Here is an 18,505-nt window from a genome sequence, read left to right as displayed (position 1 = left end):
CCCCCAGCCCCGCGCCCGCGCCCAGCCACGCGACGTCGCGCACGCGGTGCAGCTCCCGCGCGCCCTCCATCCGCCGGAACAGCAGCGCCGGCAGCACTGCCTCCAGCGTGGAGCCCAGCACGACGGACAGCCCCACGCCCGGGGTCACATCCATGGCGTACGCCACCGCGCCCGCGCCCAGCGCCACCGCGGGCCAGCGCGACACCCCCAGGAGCAGAAGCCCCCCCAGCGCGACGCCCGACGGCAACCACACGGGACAGATGTGGCTCTTCTCCGCGGCCAGCGACAGCGCCACCCGCGCGGCCAGCAGGTACACCACCGCCAGCGCGAGGACCTCCACGAGGCCCCGGACCGGGAACGCCGCCACACGGGCCTGAGGACGACCTTGGATGATGACTTCCCCCCGTCCCTTCCAGGCCGTGACACCCGGGCCGAAGGGACATGCGCCATGCTAGCGGGGACCGCCGTGCGTTGCACCCCATCCGCCAATCCGCCCGCCCGGCGGGCAGGCGGTGTCCGGCAGGGGATGCAATGGACAGACTTGGGGACCGTAGGAAGGGGCAAGGAGGAACGAAATCCATGTCGCGTCCCGGTCTTGCTGCGCTGCTGTCGTTCTTCATCCCCGGCGTGGGGCAGATCTACAACGGTGACATCCTGCGCGGGGTCTTCTGGCTCATCATCACGCCCGGCTTCTGGCTGGGCACGGGCGGCATCCTCGGCTGGGTGTGCCACATCATCGCCGCCGCCACCGCCTACAACCGCGCCGAGGACAAGGAGCGGATGAGATACGGCATGGGCTAGTCACGCGACTCCAGAGCCCGGGAGCCCGGAAGGGTCCGGACATGAAAAAGGGGCCCACCGGCCCCTTGCCCACCGCCGCCCCGGTGCCCTCATGGGCCGGGGCGGTGTCGTTGCATCAGCCTCAGGTGTTGAACGCGTCGGGCAACGGCTGCGGGCCCGGGATGATACCGGCGATGTCGGGATCTTCTTCGCCCGGCCCGCGAGTCGGACGCTGGTCCTTCTCGGTCTTGCGCCCGGCCTTCTTGGCGTCCTTCTCGCGCTGCTTCTGCGCGCGGGCCATCTCCTTCTGCCGCTTCGTGGACCTTCCCTGCATGGAACCTCCTGGGAAACATTGACCGAAAAAGAGGCCCGGCCCCGTCAAGGCCGGACCTCGTGGATGCGTGAAGAGCAACCGAGCCGGTAGGCTCAGCCGACCGGGCGGACGTTCTCCGCCTGGAGCCCCTTGGGGCCCTTCTTCACTTCGAACTCCACCTTCTGGCCCTCGGCCAGGGTGCGGAAGCCGTCCGACTGGATGGCCGTGTGGTGGCAGAACACGTCCGGACCACCGCTGTCCTGCGTAATGAAACCAAAGCCCTTCGCATCATTGAACCACTTCACCGTACCACTTGCCATGATCTGCTTCCTTGTCCCACTGGCATCCCGGCGAAATCGCCGGACTGCCCGCCCCCATATTTTGGGGCGAAGACCGCGCCTTAACCCTGAACAGGCATGAAGTCGAGCCGGGAACCACTCCCGGCCTCCCCCACGCCGTCGAAGGTAACAACCTCGATCACGGGGTGAAACGCCTTCTCGGGGCGGTGCATTTCCCGCTGGCTGACGCTCCAGGCAGCCAGGGGTGACGGTTTTCAGGCCCGGCGGTGTTCTGGAATAGTTTCTCCCCCTGAACACTTCCGCCTGGACGTGTCCTATCGTGGAGCCCGCTCGTCCCCGCTCCACCCTGCCGTCCCCTCCCGTGAGGCGTCCCTCCCAGTGACAAACCCGATCCGTGTGACCTTTGGCCAGCGCGACGCCTCCTTCGCGGAGGACCTGAAGCGGCGCGTCTCCGAGTACTTCGAGACCCGGAACCTCTCGCAGCGGGCCAACAAGGCCATGTACGTGAAGGCCCTGTCCATCCTGGGCTTCACGGCGGGCGTCTACGGCCTCTTGCTCAGCGGCCACTTCAACGCCTGGGGCATGCTGGGCCTGGCGGTGCTGATGGGCGTGGCCATCGCGGGCATCGGCTTCTGCATCGGCCATGACGGCGTGCACGGCTCCTACAGCGACGACGCCAAGGCGAACGCGGTGGTGGGCCTCGCGTTCGACCTGATTGGCGCGAACAGCTACATGTGGCGCATCACCCACAACGTCCTGCACCACACGTACACCAACATCCAGGGCATGGACGAGGACCTGACGGTGAGCCCGCAGCTGCGGCTGTCGCCGCACAGCGAGTGGAAGGCGTACCACCGCTTCCAGCACCTGTACGCGTTCGCGGCCTACTCGCTGACCACCGTCTTCTGGGTGTTCGCCAAGGACTACAAGTACTTCTTCCAGAAGGACCTGGGCCCCTACAAGGACAAGAAGCACGCGCCGGCCGAGTGGGCCCGCCTGATTGCGATGAAGGCCGTGTACTACGGCTGGACGCTGGTGATTCCGTGGCTGGTGCTGGACGTGACCTGGTGGCAGTTCGTGGTGGGGCAGCTGGCCATGCACATGACGGCGGGCTTCATCCTGGGCATCGTCTTCCAACTGGCCCACGTGGTGGAGGACGCGGAGTTCCCCCTGCCGGACACGGACGGCAAGGTGGAGGACGCGTGGATGGCGCACCAGCTGCGCACCACGGCGAACTTCGCCCGCAAGAACCGCCTGCTGAGCTGGTACGTGGGCGGCCTCAACTTCCAGGTGGAGCACCACCTGTTCCCCAAGGTGTGCAGCATCCACTACCCGGCCCTGAGCGAAATCGTGAAGGCCACCGCCCACGAGCACGGCCTGCCCTACATCGAGGCGAAGACCTTCCGCAGCGCCGTGGCGTCGCACTACCGGATGCTCAAGATGCTGAGCCGTCCGCCCGCGGTGGATGGCGCCGGGGAAGCGGCCAAGCCGAAGCTCGCCGTGGCCGCCTGAGCCACGAAGCCACCGCGCGGTAGCCACCAGGGGCCGTCCTCCTCATCCGAAGGAGGCGGCCCCTTTCCGCTTTTCAGGGGGCCGCGGTCCGCAGCGCGGCCAGCAGCTCACCGGCCGAGGAGACCACCGCGCGAGCCCCGTGCGCGCGCAGCTCCTCCGCCGTGCGGAAGCCCCAGGTGACGCCCACGCCGTACATGCCCGCGGCCTTCGCGGTGTCCATGTCCACGGAGGTGTCCCCCACGAAGCCGCACGCGTCCGGCGCCACGCCCAGCTCCGTCGCCAGGGCCAGCGCCGCGGTGGGGTCCGGCTTGCGCGGGATGCCTGGCCGCTCGCCGTACACGGCCGAGAACATCACCCCCGGCAAGAGCCGCGCCGCCAGCCGCTTCACGAAGTCGTCGGACTTGTTGCTGAGCACGCCCAGCCGCACGCCGTCCGCCGCCAGCTCCGCGAGCGCGGCCTCCACGCCCGGGTAGGCATACGTCCGGTCGAACAGGTGGGTGTCGTAGTAGGCGTGGTAGGTGGCCAGCACCTGCCCCTGGAGCGCGGCCGGCGCGCCGCCCGTGGCCCGCTCCGCGAGCCTGGCCACGCCCTCGCCGACCATGCGCAGGTAGGCGGCCTCCGGGTGCGGCGGCAGGCCGTGCTGCCCCAGCGCGTGGTTCATCGCCGTGGCGATGTCCCCCAGCGAGTCCACCAGCGTCCCATCCAGGTCGAAGAGCACGGCGCGCAGGAACATGGGGCGCTTCTCTAGCAGAAACGCGAACGCCCCGACCCATGCAGGGTCAGGGCGTCTTTTGTAAAGCGCGGCCCCCGGAACCGGCCGGGGGCCGCCGCGAAGCTAGTGGGTGGCGGCGGCGGTCTTCTCACCGGTCGCGGCGCCACCGGCCTGGATGACGGCGAAGTTGATGTTGTTGTAGCCGGCCGTGGCGCAGCTGAACATCACCCGCTTGATGACCTTGAACTGGACGTCCTTGTTGGCCTGGATGTTCACGTCACCCTTGAAGGTTTCGCCACCGCCGGCCATGGAGTGCAGGTCCTCGAACTGCTTCTTCATGTCCCGCAGCTTCTCTTCCAGCGCGGGGATGTTGAGGTACTCGTCCTTGGTGAGGTCCTCCACCCGGCCCACGATGGTCCCCGACACGCTGACCTGGTCGTTGGACACCATCACCACCGGGTGCATCTCCACTTCCTTCACGTTGACCGCTTCGGGAAGGACGATGTCCTTGGTCATCATCAGCACCTCGCCCGTCGCGGAGAAGTTCGCGATGAGGAAGAGCACGATGATGACGAACATGTCGACGAGCGGGGTGATGAGCAGGTCCGCGTTGCCGTTCTTCTTGCCGTGACCGCCGTGGCCGAAGACCTTGGAGTGCTCCAGCCGCTTGCCGTACCGCTTACCGGGAATCTTGATGCCCATGGCGTTCGCTGACTCCTGTTAGCCCATCGCCGCGGAGACCGACACCTGGGGCAGCCCGGAGCCGATGCACTCGTCGATGATGCGGACCAGGTCCTCGTAGCGGACCATGTCCTCGGTCTGGAGGGTGATGGCGGACTGGTCCGGCAGCTGCGCCTTCAGCTCCTTGAAGCGCGCAATCAGCTTGGACAGGTCCGGCCGGCCCTTGTCATCCCGGGTGAGAGGAATGGGGTCGAAGGCGCTCTGGTCGGCGGTGAGGCGCATCTCCGTGGGCGACACCAGGAGGGTGAGCTGGACCGTCTTGGTCTTCTCCTCCTCCTGCTGCTCGTCCGTGGAGGCCCCGCCGGCCTGCGACACCTGGAGACGGCCAATCTGGGTCCAGACCGCCGTCATGATGAGGAAGCTGATGGTCACTGCCATCAGGTCGATGAAGGGCACCATGTTGATGGCGGTGTCGAGCGGCTTCTTGCCACCCTTTCCACCGGTGCCCAGGTCCATTCCGCCGGCCATGGCGACTACCTCCCAACCCTACCGCGCTCTTCGCGCACGAACGACGTTTCAAGAAGACTGCGAAGGCTGGCGCGCCTCCCGGTGCTCTGCATGCCTCGGAGCATCCAGACAGCGCGCCAGTACCGCCGGTTCCACCTCCACCGCGCTACGGCGAGGAGCGACTACTCCTCGGCGTGGGCGGAGGCCGGGATGTTCAGGTTCTTGAACTTGTCGCGGTTGGCCACGATGAGGTTCAGCACGGAGACGCTGGTCTCGTTGATGTCGTTGATGATGCCCTGGGTGCGGCCCATCAGCACGGAGAAGGCCACCAGCGCCGGGATGGCCGTGAGCAGACCGAAGCCCGTGCAGTTCATGGCTTCAGAGATGCCGTTCGCCAGAATGGTCGCCTTGTCGGCCGGGTTCACGTTCGCCACCGCCTCGAAGCAGGTGATGAGACCGTTCACCGTGCCCAGGAGGCCCGCGAGCATCGCCGCGTTGCCGAGCATCGCCAGGTAGCCCGTGCGCGCCTCCAGCTTCGGCGTCTCACGCAGGCTGGCCTCGTCGAGCGCCGCCTGGACCTCTTCCTGGCCCTTCGGCACGTTCATCAGGCCGGCCTTGACGACGTTGGTCAGCGGCGTGCTCTTCTGGCCGGCCACGTAGTTGATGGCCTTGTCCAGGTCGCCCGCGTAGATGTGCTTCTTCAGGCCGCGCAGGAAGCCCTCCTTGTTGATGGAGGCCTTGCCGAACAGGACGATGCTGCGCTCGATGATGATGGAGAGCGCGATCACGAGACAGACCGCGATGGGGTACATACCGGCCTGACCGGACTCCCAGCGGCGCCCCAGCTCCTGCAGGAAGGTCTCATTGCTTCCGCCGGCGTTGGCGAGGACGGACAGATTGGCTACGAACCCCAGGTTCATCACGGAATGCCTCCAGATGGACGGCGCGGCACGCGCCTGCGAGCCGCTCCGCACTGCTACCGGCCGGGTGGACCTCCACCCTGGTCAGCGGCAGGAATTTTGGATCACGGTGGCGCCGAGTCTAGGAACCGCTCCCAGGCGTGTCAAGGCAGGCACCCTCAGCGTTAGTTACTGAAATCTCACAGGAATTTTGCGTTGGCGCGCGGCTTGCCAAGTCGCTCCACAGGGCACAGGACGGGCCCTTTTCAGTGGCTTGCGCAACAGGCGTGCCAGCGATTTGGGCACCTTCGGGTGACGTGTTAGGCGGGGAAACCATGGCCAGGAAGCGCATTGGTGAGCTGCTCGTGGAACGCGGCGCGATCACCCCCGAGCAGCTGGAGGCGGGGCTCGCGGCGCAGCGGCAGACGCGGCAGCGGTTGGGCGTGACGCTCATCGGGCAGGGCGCCATCACGGAAGCCACGCTGGCGCAGGCGCTCAGCGAGGCGCTGGGGATGCCGCGGGTGGACCTGGCGGCGATCACCCCGGACTGGGCGGCGGTGCACCTGCTGCGCGCGCGCTTCTGCGAACAGCACGACCTGTTCCCGTACGCGCTGGAGAACGTGGGCGGCAAGCGCCAGCTGGTGGTGGCGATGGCTGATCCGCTGAACATCACCGCCATCGAGGAGATTGAGTTCACCAGCGGGCTGAAGGTCAGCGGCCGGGTGACGGCGCTGTCCGCGGTGCGCGGCGCCATCCTGCGCTACTACCACAAGGTCCCCGTGGCCACGGGCTCCCGCCCCGCTCCGGCGCGTCCGCCTGCAAGGGCCGCTCCGGCGCCCGCGCGGCCGGCCGTGGTGGAGGACGACGAGGAGGTCATCGTCGGCGAGGAGCTGCCCGCGTCGGAGAAGACGCAGCGCACGTCGCTGGCGGACCTCATCCGCGAGCGCGAGGAGCAGGCGAAGCGCAAGCGCGGCGGCGCGGTGGACAAGGCCAAGCCCAAGGCGCCGTCGTCCGGTGGCGGCGGCGTGCTGGACGACCTGGACTACCTCTTCGGCCAGGCGGCGCGCGAGGAGCCGGACCGGCTGGAGGAGCTGGAGCGCCGCTTCTGGGCGCTGATGCGCATCATGGCGCGCAAGGGCCTGCTCACGAACGACGAGTTCCGGCGCGAGCTGGACGACGAGTCCGGCGAGGGCTGAAGCGCCCCCGCCGCTCGCGCTCAGTCCGCGGTCAGGGGCAGCCGCACCGTGAAGGTGGTGCCCTGCCCCAGCGTGCTCTCCACGGTGAGGCGTCCGCCGTGGTTCTCCACGATGCCCTGGCAGATGGACAGGCCCAGGCCGGTGCCGCGCCCTTCGGGCTTGGTGGTGAAGAAGGGCTCGAAGATGCGCGACAGGTTGCGCTGCTCGATGCCGGTGCCGGTGTCCCGCACGCGCACCACCGCCTCCGTGCCCTCCTGAAGCGTGGTCAGATACACCTGTCCGCCGGGCGGCATGGCGTGGCAGGCGTTGGTGATGAGGTTGACGAACACCTGCACCAGGTTGGCGCGCACGGCGGCCAGGGGCGGCACGTCGCTCGCGTATTCGCGCTGCACGCTGACGCGGGCCTGGGACACGACGTGCTCGCAGAAGCCCACGGCCATGTCCACGACGGCGTTGAGCGACACGCGCTCCGGCCGGTCCTGCGCGGGCCGCGCGTAGCTCACCAGGTCACGGGTGAAGCGCAGGATGCGGTGGCTGCTCTCCAGGATCTTCTTCAGCTTCTCCTGGTCCGCGGGGTTCGCGCCCGGCGTCATCCGCGAGCGTTGCAACAGCGCGTCCGCGTAGGTGGCCACCGCGGTCATGGGGTTGTTGATTTCATGCACCACGCTGGCCGCGAGCTGCCCGATGGAGGCCAGCTTCTCCGCGTGGATGATGCGCTTCTCCAGCTCCTTCACCACCGTGACGTCCTGGCCAATGGCGATGACGCCCTCCACCTCGCCCGGCTGGGTCTGCATGGAGGAGGTGGCGAAGGACACGCGCACCTCGCCGCCGTCGCGGGTGAGCAGGCGCGTCTCGAAGTTGTTCACGGACTCGCCGCGCATGGCAGCCGCCAGCACGGGCACCAGCCGCAGCTGCTCGCTGTCCGCCACCAGCGAGGACAGGTCCCGCCCCAGCACCTGCTCCTTGGTGAGGCCGGTGAGCGCGCTCAGCGCCTGGTTGAAGACCACCACCTGCTTGTCCCGGTTCACCACCAGGATGAGGGCGTTGGCCTTCTCCAGCAGCTCCTCCAGGTACTTGCGCACGAACGTCAGCTCGTCGATGAGCTTCGCGTTCTTCACCGCCACGGCGACCTGGCTGGCCAGCTGGAGCAGCACGCGCTCGTCGTGCGCGGGGTCCGCGTCCAGCCCCTCCGGGTACTCCATGTTGATGGCGCCGAAGAGCTGGCCGCTCGCGACCAGCGGGGCGCTCACCGCGCGGGTGCTGCCGTGGAAGAGCAGCGGCACCTCTTCGGAGATGGTCACCCGCCCCTGCGGCAGCGCCGTCTGCGTAAGGTTGGTCTTCTCCACCGAGCGCTGGAAGAGCACCAGCGGCTCGTGCGCGCCCTCCTTGAGGCGGCCTTCCGCGTAGAGCGACGTGAGGCCGCCGGTGCGCGCGTCCACGATGCGGATGCAGAAGGCGCGGCCGGGGAAGAGCTCCTTCACGCCGCGCGCCACCGCGGCCACCAGTTCCTCCTCGCCGCCGGCCTCCGCCACGCTGCGGCCCAGGTCCAGGAGCACGCCTTCCGTGCGCGCCTGCTCCAGCAGGGCCCGCTCCGCCACCACCAGCCGGCCGCTGATGACCTCCGTGTCCACGCGGGCGCGCACCGCCACGGTGTCCGAGCGGCGCGACAGGGTGAGCACCAGCGAGGTGCCGCTCTGGAGCACGAGGTCGATTTCGTGGGACTGCCCGTCCTCCGGGGCCACGGCGTTCGCCAGGGCCTCGGCCACCATGTCCACGCTGATGTCGTGCGTGGCGCAGAAGCGGCGCATGGCCGCGTTCACGGCCGCGATGCGCAGGGACACGTCGCAGACGGCGGCGGGTTCATCCAGCGCGTCGAAGAAGGCCTGGAAGGCGTCGGGGGCCAGATTTCCGGACGGGCGCACGGCGCGGACCTCACTCTTCATGGGAGCTGGCCTTGTCCAAGTCGAGGATCTGCTTCGCCCCCACGTACGACTTCACCTCGAAGCGGGTGATCTTCCCGATCTTCCGGACGATCTCCGCCATGCGCTCCGCCTCGCGGTAGATGATGTCCACCGGCCTGTAGGCGAAGTCCTCCTCCTTGAGCTTGCGCTTGAGCAGCTCCGCGTAGCCCATCACGGAGGTGAGGGGCTGGTTGAGTTCGTGGGCCGCGGTGCCGGCGAGCGCGACGATGACGGCGTTCTTCTCGCTCTCCTCCAGCCGCGTCTCCACGTCGTACAGCTTGCGCTCCAGCTGCACCCGGTCCCGGAGGTCCGTGAAGATGCCCACGGTGAAGGACTCGCGGCCGCCCTCGTAGACGATGGAGGCCGTCATGTTCACGGGCACGCGTTCACCGGAGCGGTGCATCAGCTCCTGGCGCGTGAGCGACAGCCGGCCCTTGCCGCCCATGTCGGGCCCGCGCAGCTGGGCCATGATGCGCTGGGCCTCGCCGGGCGGGTAGAGCTGGAGCGCGTTGAGCTTCTCCTGGGCCTCCTGCGCGGTGTAGCCGCACATGGCCTCCGCGCCCTTGTTGAAGAGGATGATGCGCCCCTTCAGGTCGGCCGCGATGATGGCGTCCACCGACGAATCGATGAGCCGCTCCAGGAAGTCCTTCGTGTTGCGCAGCTCGTCCTCCAGCTTGCGCGCGTGAGTCACGTCGCGGAAGGACAGGATGGTGGCCGCGTCCTCGTCGCGCAGCGGCGCCGCGGACATGGACAGCGTGAGGCACCTTCCCGCGGGCGTGCGCACCACCACGTCCACGCCCATGCGCGCTTCACCGCGCGACGCGGACGTCACCAGCTCCATCAGCACGCCGTCATCCACCGGCTGGGTGATTTGATTCAGGTGCTTGCCCCGGGCCTCGCCGGCGGTCGTGTCCAGCATCTGCGCGCCCGCGGGGTTGAGCGACAGCACGGCGGCCTCGTCGTCGAGGATGGCCACGCCCTCGCTCACATGGGCGAAGAAGAGCTGGTAGGGCTTGAAGGACGCGGCCTTCTCCTCCGCCGCGAGCCGCGCCGTCTGCACGGACTGGAGCACCGACGCGCTCCGGAGCGCCACCGCCGTCGCGTGGGCCACCGTGGTGAGGAAGTCGATTTCGCGCGAGCTGAAGGCCCGCCTGCGCCCGGCCGCGCGCAGGAGCAGCACGCCGCGCACCTGGCCACGGATGGGCAGGGGCAGCGCGGCGATGGCGTGGATGCCTCGCGCGGCCACGGCCCGGCGCTCCAGGTCGCCCAGGAGCGGGTGCGTGGCGGCCTCCTGCATGACCACGGGCTTGCCGGTGCGCACCACCTCGCGGATTTCCGGGTAGCGCGCCAGGTCAATGCGCAGGTCCTTCATGCCCGGGTCGTCGCTGGCGGCGACGATGACGCCTTCGTCCACGCCGCCGCCCACCATCACCAGCGTGGCGCGCGCGATGTCCAGTTGCTCCGCCAGACGCCGCGTCACGCCGTGCAGGAGCGCTTCCACGTCGGAGCTCTCCGCGTAGTCGGCGGTGAGCTCGAGGAGCAGCGCCAGGTCCGTCTGGCTGCGGGCCTGCTCTTCACGCTCGCGGTGGCGCTCCGCGGCGCGCTGGAGGCGCCAGGTGAGCTCGTGCGACAGCCCCTGGTGGGTGACGATGTCCGCGGGGCGCAGCGTGTCCACGGCGGCGAAGCCGCGCGAATCCGGGGACACCACCGCGAGCAGCGTGAGGTGCGGCCCGTTGAGGGACGTGAGCAGCTCCACGACGGCGGGGCCGCAGCCCGGGGCGGTGAGGTCCACCAGCGCCAGGGCCGCGTCGTCCGGGTCGTCCACCACGCGCAGGCCCGCGCGCTCGGCGGCGTCGTTCAGGGGTTCTCGAGCCACCGACCCGGGGGGGGACCAGGACGATGCCGAAGGCGGGTTCCGACGGGGCCGACACGGGGGCGCAGGACTCCGGAGCGAGGGGCCCCGGAGTCTACACAACCCCCGGGGTCAGGGGCAGCCTGACTCGAAGGCCCCCTGGTCCGGCGCCGCCCCGCAGAAGGGCAGCCCCAGGGACAGGCCCGCCTCGCGCGCGGGGGACTGCGCGGACAGCCGGTAGTCGTCCGCGCCGGTGTCCACGAAGGCAGGCGCGCGCTCCTGGGAGCGCTTGTCCAGGCCAGCCTTCGTGCGCCAGTCCGCCAGCCCCACGGTGGCGCCCTCCAGGTTGAACACCGCCGCGCCACTGCTCCGGTAGTACAGGTTGCCGTCCACCACCGCGCCGCTCCGGCCCGAGCCACCGCGCGCGGCGATGCCACAGCCGGCGAAGATGTTGTTGCGCACGTCCAGGCCCTGGCTCGCGCCGTTGGAGCCCGTGCCGAAGATGAGGCACGCGCCGCTCAGGTTCCACACGGTGTTGTGCTGCACCTTCACGTCCACGGACGCGTCCACGCGGATGCCAGTGCCCTCCTCGCCGTCCGCATCTCCCAGGCCGTCGTGGATGAGGTTGCGGCGCAGGATGACGCGCGTGGGGGGCGCGCCCTCGCGGTTGCCACCAATCTGGATGGCGCGCGCGTTGGCGTAGAAGACGTTGTCCTCCAGCGTGACGTCGGACGGGGACATGTGGACGATGACGCCCTCGCCCGCGGAGGTGGACACCGAACGGTGGTTGTAGATGGTGTTGCCGCGCAGCGTGACGCGGGTGCACGTCTTGATGTCCGCGCCGTTCTCCCGGTTGTCGTGGAGCCGGTTGTCCTCCACGAGCAGGTTGTCGAACGGCGTGCCCGGGTTGGTGGCGCCGCCCTCCGGTCCCAGGCACTGCACGCCGTCGCCGGAGTTGTGGTGGATGTCATTGCCGCGCACGGTGACGTTGCTGGCGGAGGTCTGCACCGCGACGCCGTGGCTGTCCACGTCGCCCTGGTCGAAGTGGGAGATGTCGTTGTCCTCGATGAGGACGTCGTGCGCCTTCTCCGTCACGTAGACGCCCGCGCCCTCCGTGCCGTTCTTCACGATGCTGTCGCGGAGCACGCCGTGGTGCGCGCCCGCGCCGCGCCACATCACCGCGAAGGCGGACTCGCCGCCCACGTCCACCGTGAGCCCCTGGATGTTCCAGTACGCGCCGCTCACGTCCACCAGCGCCGTCTCGCCAATGGAGCCCCCCTTGAGGATGGCCGTGGCGCCCGGCGCGGCCCTCAGCGTCAGCGGCTTGTCCGCCGTGCCCTGACGCTCCTTCAGCGCCACGTGCTCGCGCCACGTGCCGGATTGGAGGAAGACCGCCTCGCCGGGCTTCACCAGGGACACCGCTCGCGCCACCGTGCGCAGGGGCAGCGCTTCCGTGCCCGCCGCGGAGTCGTTGCCGCTGGGGGACACCCAGAGCACGCGCGTGTATTGCGGCTCGGCGGGCGGCGGCGGTTCGGGCTCTTGCGGTTCCGTGGGCGGTGGGTCTACCGGATCCGTAGGCGGATCCGTGGGCGGATCCGTGGGAGTGGTGCCGCCGTCGGTGGCGACGCCTCCGTCCTCGTCAGGGGACGTGCCCGCGTCGGCCGGTGTCTGGGGCCTCCCGGGCGGAGTGATGATGGGCGGACCGGACGTGCCCGGAGGTGTGGCTGTCGCGGGCTCGACCTTGCCGGTACAGCCGACGGTGCCAGCGAGCATCCCGGTGGCACAGACGATGGTCGTCAGGGTCTGGCGGAAGCGCATGTGGACTCCTCGTAGGGGTTCACGGCGCGGGGGTGCGCTCGCGGGGTCGGCGGGCAACGGGAACACGCGTGCCGAGCATTCCCCGTCAGCCGTGGACTTCGCTGTCGCCTGGTCGCAGGGCAGCCGAGCAGGAATGTGAATCCGCGCGGTTGGGCCTGGCGCCAGGGACCCGCGAATGTGCCGGAGGGTGGTCAGCGCGCGCAGAAACACGCGGGCCGTGCTCCCCGGCATGAGGAACACGGCCCGGATGCGGCGACGGATGAAGGCTTCAGGGGGAAGCGGAGTCCTGGGCCTCCCGGCCGAGGAGCGCATCCAGTTCCCCGCGAGCCTCCAGGTCATACAGGTCATCGCAGCCGCCGACATGACGGCCCGCGATGAAGATCTGGGGCACGGTCTGACGGCCGCAGCGACGCATCATCTCTTCGTGTCGCGCTTCGTCCGCGGCGACATCCACCTTCTGGAACTCGCAGCCCTTCTCGTTGAGCAGGTCCATGGCCTGCCGCGAATAGGGGCAGGTGCGCTTCATGTAGACGACGACCTCGAGCATTACGACCTCCTGCGTCGAAGGGTGGGGACGCATCCCGCGGCCCGCAACCCGGCGCGAGTGCGCTCGCTCCCCTGCCCGGCCCCCTTCAGCGGGCCCCAGACACGGGCACGGTCGCGGGCAGGCGCGCGCTGGCCTCCCGGGCACGTCCGCGCAGGTCCCACGCATAGAGGGCACACCACTGGAGCACGGCGGTGAACACGAACAGCAGCGGCCACAGCGGCGTGTAGTGCAGCCGCAGGAGGTACAGGCCCGCGTAGTACACGTAGAACTGGAGCACGAACGCGAGCAGCGAGTGCCGGCCAATGACGCTCGCCACGCGCAGCCAGCGCGACAGGTATCCGGCCTGCTCGGCGTGAATCAAGAGCCCCAGCAGCGCGAGCGCCGTGCCGCCATAGAGCGCGACATAGGCGGGTCCCGGCGGGTACTTCTGCGACTGCGATGTGAGCGCCATCAGCGTGTCGAAGCCCGCGCCATGCCACAGGTGGTGCACCGCGATGTGGAGCACCACCAGCGCCGCGCCGCCCATGGCGATGCCCAGGCCCACGAGCTCGAAGCGGCGCCCCACGCCCTTCACGTCCGCGCGGCCCCACGTCCCCAGCCACTCGCCGAACATGCTGCCCACCAGGTACACGCCCAGCCACGGCACCACCGGGAAGCTGGAGAGCAGCACGGTCAGCTCACGCTGCCCGAAGAAGACCTCCTTGAACGCGCGCGCCACGACCCACTCCGGCCACCAGCACAGGCTCACCATCCAGCTCAGCACGAACAACCCCAACCCCAGCACCGCGCGGGCCCGTCCGTTCAGCCGCGTCACCACCCAAGGCCCCACGAGCAGCGCCACCGCGAGGGTGTCCGTCACCGGCAGGGCTCGCAGCAGGACCCACGGCTCGTCCGGCCAGAAGCGGTACGTGGGCACGATGAGCAGGTGGCCCGCGGTGAGCAGGAACAGGCCCCGGCGCTGGAGCCGCGTGCGCAGCGGGCCGAAGTCTCGGCTGCGCGCGGCCAGGAGGCCCAGCATCAGGCCGCTGATGACCATGAAGCCGGGCGTGGCCAGCCGCGTCAGCAGGTTGAGCCGCTCGCGCAGATGCGCGGCCTCACCTCCGAGCGGATAGAGATACGCGTCCGCGAAATGCGAGAGGAACACGAGCAACATCACCGTGCCCCGCATGGCATCCACCGCTTCCAGCCGCCCCGAGGCGGACCTCGCCCCTGGCACCTGCTCGCGCTGCATGGGAAATCCTTTCGGAAGAAGGCGCGCGGTCTTTGATGGCATCCCCCACCCGCCTTCGCGGGTGCCTGCCCTGCGCGCCTGATGACAGGGATAGCACCGCCGGCATCAAAGACAAACATTCGGCGGGCAAACCCTTGTCACTGGAATCCTTGTCGCGCCAAGCATCGGCTCTGGGTTGAGCGCCGGCAGGGATGGGTGGGCCGCCGTGCCGGGTGCCTGCCCGGTGGGGAGGTGGACGGGCATCTGGAGGGGAGCGGCGGGACCGGGCGTGCTAGGTAGGAGTCATGTCTCCCCGACGCCCCGAAATCCTCGCCCCCGCTGGTGACCTGGAGTCGTTGCGTGCCGCCCTCGCCAGTGGCGCGGACGCCGTCTACTTCGGGCTCGATGAAGGCTTCAACGCGCGAGCCCGCGCGGAGAACTTCTCGCTCGAGCGGTTGCCTGAGACGGTGGGGCTCATCCACCGGGCGGGCGCGCGTGCCTACGTGACGCTGAACACGTTGGTGTTCGAGCCGGAGCTGCCGGTGGTGGAGCACCTGTTGCGCGGCGTGGCAAAGGCAGGCGTGGACGCGCTCATCGTGCAGGACCCGGCGGTGGCGCTGCTCGCGCGGGCCATCTGCCCCCAGTTGGAGCTGCACGCGTCCACGCAGATGACGCTGTCCAGCGCGGAGGGGGCGCGGTTCGCCACGGGCCTGGGCTTCACGCGCATGGTGGTGCCGCGCGAGCTGTCGGTGGCGGAGATCCGCCGGCTGGCGTCGCAGACGGACATCGAGCTGGAGGTCTTCATCCACGGCGCGCTCTGCATGTCGTGGAGCGGTCAGTGCCTCACGAGCGAAGCGTGGGGCGGCCGGTCCGCCAACCGGGGCCAGTGCGCGCAGTCGTGCCGGCTGCCGTACGACCTGGTGGTGGACGGCGAGACGCGCGACCTGGGCGAGGTGAAGTACCTGCTCAGCCCCAAGGACCTGGCGGGCGTGCGCGCGGTGCCGGAGCTGGCGGACATCGGCGTGCACAGCCTGAAGATCGAAGGCCGGCTCAAGGGCCCGGCCTACGTCTCCAGCACGGTGCAGGGCTACCGCCGCTGGCTGGACGGCGTGATGGCCGGCAAGCCCGACGGCGCGCGGCTGGCGAAGGACCTGGCGGAGATGTCGCTGTCGTACAGCCGGGGCTTCTCCCACGGCTTCCTGGCGGGCTCCGACCACCAGACGCTGGTGGAGGGGCGCTTCCCCAAGCACCGCGGGCTGTACCTGGGCCGGGTGCATGCGGTGTCCGGCAAGGACGTGCTCGTGGTGCCGGACGACCGGCCGTGGACGGGCGCGCTGGGTCTGGGCGACGAGCGCCCGGAGGCCCCGGCGGGCAACGTGTCCGCGCCGCTCACGGGCGAGCCCGACCCCGCGGACGTGGATCCGCGTCCGGGCATGGGCGTGGTGTTCGACGCGGGCGCGCCGGAGGACAAGCACGAGCCGGGTGGTCCCATCTTCCGCGTGGAGCGCGAGGGCGACGCGTGGGTGCTGGGCTTCGGCCATCCGGGTCCGGACCTGGGCCGCGTGGCACCGGGGCAGCGCGTGTGGCTGAACAGCGACCCTGCGCTCGCGCGGCGCACGGGCGATCTGCTCGCGGAGGGCGAGCCCGAGGGCCGCATCCCGCTGTCGCTTTGGGTCTCCGGCGCGGAGGGCACGCCGCTGCGCGTGCGGATGAGCACCGCGCGCTTCACGCGCGAGGCAACGGGCACGACGCTGCTCGCGCCGTCGCGGGGCGCGGGCGTGGACGCGGCGCTGCTGAAGGACAAGCTGGCCGCGCTGGGCGGCACGTCGTTCCACCTGGCGGAGCTGGATGCGTCCGGGCTGGCGCCGGGGCTGCACCTGCCGGTGTCGGAGCTGAAGGCGCTGCGGCGGCAGCTGGTGGCGGAGCTGACGGCGGACGTGGAGCGGGGGCCTGCTCGGACCGTGAGCACGGAGGCGGTGGAGGCCGGCGTGCGTCAGGACCTGCTGGCGAAGGTGGCTTCGCGGCCGGCGGAGGAGGCGCCCCGGTTGCTGCCGCTGTGCCGCGACGACGCGCAGCTGGAGGCGGTCATCGCCGCGGGCCTGCGCGAGGTGGAGCTGGACTGGATGGAGATGGTGGGGCTCCAGAAGGCCGTGGAGCGGGCGCGCGCGGCGGGGCTGCGCGTCACCATCGCCACGGTGCGCGTGCAGAAGCCCGGCGAGGAGGGCTACGACACGCGCCTGGACCGGCTGCGCCCGGACGCGGTGCTGGTGCGCCACTGGGGCGCGATGATGCACTTCCTGGAGCAGCCGGCGGGGGCTTCGCGGCCGGTGCTGCACGGGGACTTCTCGCTGAACGTCACGAACTCGCTGACGGCGGCGCACCTGTTGAGCCTGGGACTGGACACGCTGACGGTGTCGCACGACCTGGATTCGGAGCAGCTCTTCGCGCTCTTGGAGCAGGCGCCGGCGCACCGGTTCGCGGTGGCGCTGCACCACCACATCGCGACGTTCCACACGGAGCACTGCGTGTATTCACACACGCTGTCCAACGGGCGCGACTACAAGACCTGCGGGCGGCCGTGTGAGAAGCACGCCATCGCGCTGAAGGACCGGCTGGGCCTGGAGCATCCGGTCATCGTGGACGTGGGGTGCCGCAACACGGTGTTCAACGCGCAGGCGCAGAGCGCGGCGTCGCTGGTGCCCCGGCTGCTGGAGCGCGGCGTGCGGCGCTTCCGCGTGGAGTTCGTGCGCGAGACGCGCGAGGAGGCCACGCGGGTGCTGGGCGCGTATCAGGAGCTGCTCGCGGGCCGGCTGTCGCCCGCGGAGGCGGTGAAGCGCGCGGCGGTGCACGAGCAGTTCGGCGTCACGCGCGGCACGATGCAGGTGCTCAAGCACCCGGCCGCGAACGCGCGCTGAGACACGGTGCGCGCAGGGCTCCTGCTGCTTCGAGCCCTGCCCTTCTGTCTGTTCAGGCGATGTGGAGCACGTCCCCGTGGGACGAAGCACTCCGCAGCCACTTCATGCGCAGGAGGACGAACAGCAGCGTCATCGCGGCGAACCACTTCCAGTGGGTGGGATCGATGCCATCCCCCGCCTGCTCGACATGCTCCACCAGCGTGTCCGCACTGATGAGGATCTCCATGCCGAGCAGCAGCGGCCCGATGAGGGCCACCGCCACGCAGCCCCAGGTCAGGAGGTCGCGGAAGGCCGAGACGGGGCGCCGGGACGACGGGGCCATCAGGCCCAGGACGTCGTGGCCATCACGGGCTCCGCGCCGCAACCATCGCAGCAGCAGGAACACCACCACCGGTGAGCACCAGAGCGCGTAGAACAAACCCGTCCCGGGCGGCGGCGGACCACAGACATCCGCGAGCGTGAACTGCATGAGGGCACCCTCCTCCCCCGCAGTCTACCGCAGTCAGGCCGCGGCCGCGGACGGGGGCTCGGACTTGGGCGTCACGAGGTTCACCGGCTCACCGTCCTCACCCAGCACCACCGGCGCGATGCCCAGCTTGCGCTCCACCAGCGCGTGCCCCAGGTAGACGAGCGGCGTCAGGCCAATGGCCACCAGCAGCTTCACCGCGTACGAGGTGAAGATGATCCGGAAGATGACCTCCTGCGGCAGCACGCCCGTCCAGGCGACGAACTGCACCACCACCGTGTCGATGAGCTGCGACACCACCGTGGAGCCCGTGGCCCGCAGCCACAGCATCCGGTTGTTCGTCACCCGCTTGAGCAGGTTGAACACCGAGATGTCCAGGAACTGGGCCACCAGGTACGCCACCATCGACGCCATCAGGATGCGCTGCGAGCCGCCGAACACGTTGTTGAACGAGGCCGCCACCGTCCCGCCGTAGTCCTTGGCCTCCGTCATCGGCGCCCACGGAATCTGGCCCGCCAGCGCGACAATCACGAACGTGAAGATGGCCATGAAGAAGCCCACCCACGTCACGAACCGCGCGACCTTCTTGCCGTAGAACTCGTTGAGGATGTCCGTCAGCAGGAACGTCACCGGGAACGGCAACATGCCCACCGACATCACCGCCACCACCGGGCCCAGGTGCACCTCGAACAGCTTCACCCCGATGATGTCGCCCACCACCAGTGAGGTGATGAACAGCCCCGCGAGCACCACGAAAAGCTGAATCCGCCGGTCCAGGGTCATCCGATGCGTCCTTCAAGAGCAGAGGCGCCCCTACTGCTAGCACACCCTCCCGCC

General features: G+C 69.7%; 18 protein-coding genes. 4 read left to right on the top strand and 14 right to left on the bottom strand.

Going from position 1 to position 18,505, the window contains the following annotated elements; all coding sequences use genetic code 11:
- The coding region (locus D7V80_RS05065) for an MASE1 domain-containing protein (protein ID WP_199738382.1) at positions 1–367 on the bottom strand (367 nt) is incomplete at its 3' end.
- 212 nt (positions 368–579) lie between these two features.
- On the opposite strand from D7V80_RS05065, the gene D7V80_RS05060 reads away from it, so the two are divergent.
- Entirely contained in the window at positions 580–801 is a 222-nt protein-coding gene (locus tag D7V80_RS05060; protein WP_014400216.1) for a hypothetical protein, read from the top strand.
- Positions 802–922: 121 nt separating this feature from the next.
- Here D7V80_RS05060 and D7V80_RS05055 read toward each other — a convergent pair whose 3' ends face one another.
- Positions 923–1,114 (bottom strand): hypothetical protein, encoded by a 192-nt coding sequence (locus D7V80_RS05055; protein ID WP_120560974.1) that lies wholly within the window; start codon positions 1,112–1,114, stop codon positions 923–925.
- A 92-nt stretch (positions 1,115–1,206) separates the two neighbouring features.
- Positions 1,207–1,413: a cold-shock protein gene (locus D7V80_RS05050; RefSeq protein ID WP_120547587.1), complete on the bottom strand. Its 207-nt coding sequence runs from the start codon at positions 1,411–1,413 to the stop codon at positions 1,207–1,209.
- 357 nt (positions 1,414–1,770) lie between these two features.
- Here D7V80_RS05050 and D7V80_RS05045 point away from each other — a divergent pair, with 357 nt between their 5' ends.
- A complete protein-coding gene (locus D7V80_RS05045) occupies positions 1,771–2,904 on the top strand; it encodes an acyl-CoA desaturase (protein WP_120587074.1) in 1,134 nt (377 codons plus the stop codon).
- 73 nt (positions 2,905–2,977) lie between these two features.
- Here the strand turns inward: D7V80_RS05045 and D7V80_RS05040 are convergent, their stop codons facing one another.
- The 4 genes from D7V80_RS05040 to D7V80_RS05025 all read right to left on the bottom strand — a co-directional run bounded on the left by D7V80_RS05040 (position 2,978) and on the right by D7V80_RS05025 (position 5,724).
- Positions 2,978–3,637 carry an HAD family hydrolase gene (locus tag D7V80_RS05040; RefSeq protein WP_120587073.1) on the bottom strand — a complete coding sequence of 220 codons (660 nt, stop codon included), beginning with the start codon at positions 3,635–3,637 and terminating at the stop codon, positions 2,978–2,980.
- 102 nt (positions 3,638–3,739) lie between these two features.
- Positions 3,740–4,318 carry a biopolymer transporter ExbD gene (locus tag D7V80_RS05035; RefSeq protein WP_120587072.1) on the bottom strand — a complete coding sequence of 193 codons (579 nt, stop codon included), beginning with the start codon at positions 4,316–4,318 and terminating at the stop codon, positions 3,740–3,742.
- Between the two features lie 18 nt (positions 4,319–4,336).
- Positions 4,337–4,825 (bottom strand): biopolymer transporter ExbD, encoded by a 489-nt coding sequence (locus tag D7V80_RS05030; protein WP_014400222.1) that lies wholly within the window; start codon positions 4,823–4,825, stop codon positions 4,337–4,339.
- 161 nt (positions 4,826–4,986) lie between these two features.
- Complete coding sequence (locus D7V80_RS05025; protein WP_014400223.1) at positions 4,987–5,724, bottom strand: MotA/TolQ/ExbB proton channel family protein; 738 nt, start codon at positions 5,722–5,724, stop codon at positions 4,987–4,989.
- Positions 5,725–6,038: 314 nt separating this feature from the next.
- On the opposite strand from D7V80_RS05025, the gene D7V80_RS05020 reads away from it, so the two are divergent.
- A complete protein-coding gene (locus tag D7V80_RS05020) occupies positions 6,039–6,899 on the top strand; it encodes a general secretion pathway protein GspE (protein ID WP_120587071.1) in 861 nt (286 codons plus the stop codon).
- Positions 6,900–6,919: 20 nt separating this feature from the next.
- On the opposite strand, the gene D7V80_RS05015 is transcribed toward D7V80_RS05020, so the two are convergent.
- The 5 genes from D7V80_RS05015 to D7V80_RS04995 form a co-directional block, all read right to left on the bottom strand.
- On the bottom strand, positions 6,920–8,842 hold the full coding sequence (locus tag D7V80_RS05015) for a GAF domain-containing sensor histidine kinase (RefSeq protein ID WP_120587070.1): 1,923 nt from the start codon (positions 8,840–8,842) through the stop codon (positions 6,920–6,922).
- Complete coding sequence (locus D7V80_RS05010) at positions 8,832–10,736, bottom strand: PAS domain S-box protein (protein ID WP_120587069.1); 1,905 nt, start codon at positions 10,734–10,736, stop codon at positions 8,832–8,834. The genes D7V80_RS05015 and D7V80_RS05010 overlap by 11 nt, the downstream gene beginning before the upstream one ends.
- Positions 10,737–10,844: 108 nt before the next feature.
- Positions 10,845–12,530: a nitrous oxide reductase family maturation protein NosD gene (locus D7V80_RS05005; RefSeq protein WP_120587068.1), complete on the bottom strand. Its 1,686-nt coding sequence runs from the start codon at positions 12,528–12,530 to the stop codon at positions 10,845–10,847.
- A gap of 268 nt (positions 12,531–12,798) precedes the next feature.
- Positions 12,799–13,077, bottom strand: coding sequence for a glutaredoxin 3 (gene grxC / locus D7V80_RS05000; protein WP_014400228.1), 279 nt, complete (start codon positions 13,075–13,077; stop codon positions 12,799–12,801).
- Between the two features lie 85 nt (positions 13,078–13,162).
- Positions 13,163–14,308 (bottom strand): heparan-alpha-glucosaminide N-acetyltransferase domain-containing protein, encoded by a 1,146-nt coding sequence (locus D7V80_RS04995; RefSeq protein ID WP_158616548.1) that lies wholly within the window; start codon positions 14,306–14,308, stop codon positions 13,163–13,165.
- A gap of 284 nt (positions 14,309–14,592) precedes the next feature.
- Here D7V80_RS04995 and D7V80_RS04990 point away from each other — a divergent pair, with 284 nt between their 5' ends.
- The gene (locus D7V80_RS04990) at positions 14,593–17,202 is read left to right on the top strand and encodes a U32 family peptidase (RefSeq protein ID WP_120587066.1); all 2,610 of its coding nucleotides are present in this window, start codon (positions 14,593–14,595) and stop codon (positions 17,200–17,202) included.
- Positions 17,203–17,254: 52 nt separating this feature from the next.
- On the opposite strand, the gene D7V80_RS41310 is transcribed toward D7V80_RS04990, so the two are convergent.
- The gene (locus tag D7V80_RS41310; protein ID WP_147446985.1) at positions 17,255–17,671 is read right to left on the bottom strand and encodes a hypothetical protein; all 417 of its coding nucleotides are present in this window, start codon (positions 17,669–17,671) and stop codon (positions 17,255–17,257) included.
- A 33-nt stretch (positions 17,672–17,704) separates the two neighbouring features.
- On the bottom strand, positions 17,705–18,451 hold the full coding sequence (locus D7V80_RS04980) for a queuosine precursor transporter (RefSeq protein ID WP_120587064.1): 747 nt from the start codon (positions 18,449–18,451) through the stop codon (positions 17,705–17,707).
- Positions 18,452–18,505: the final 54 nt, after the last annotated feature.

This window comes from Corallococcus sp. CA054B (genome assembly GCF_003611625.1).
In the GTDB taxonomy this organism is placed as follows: Bacteria; Myxococcota; Myxococcia; order Myxococcales; family Myxococcaceae; genus Corallococcus; species Corallococcus coralloides.
The sequence above is the reverse complement of the archived record's forward strand: the minus strand, read 5'-3'. Positions and strand labels throughout refer to the sequence as shown.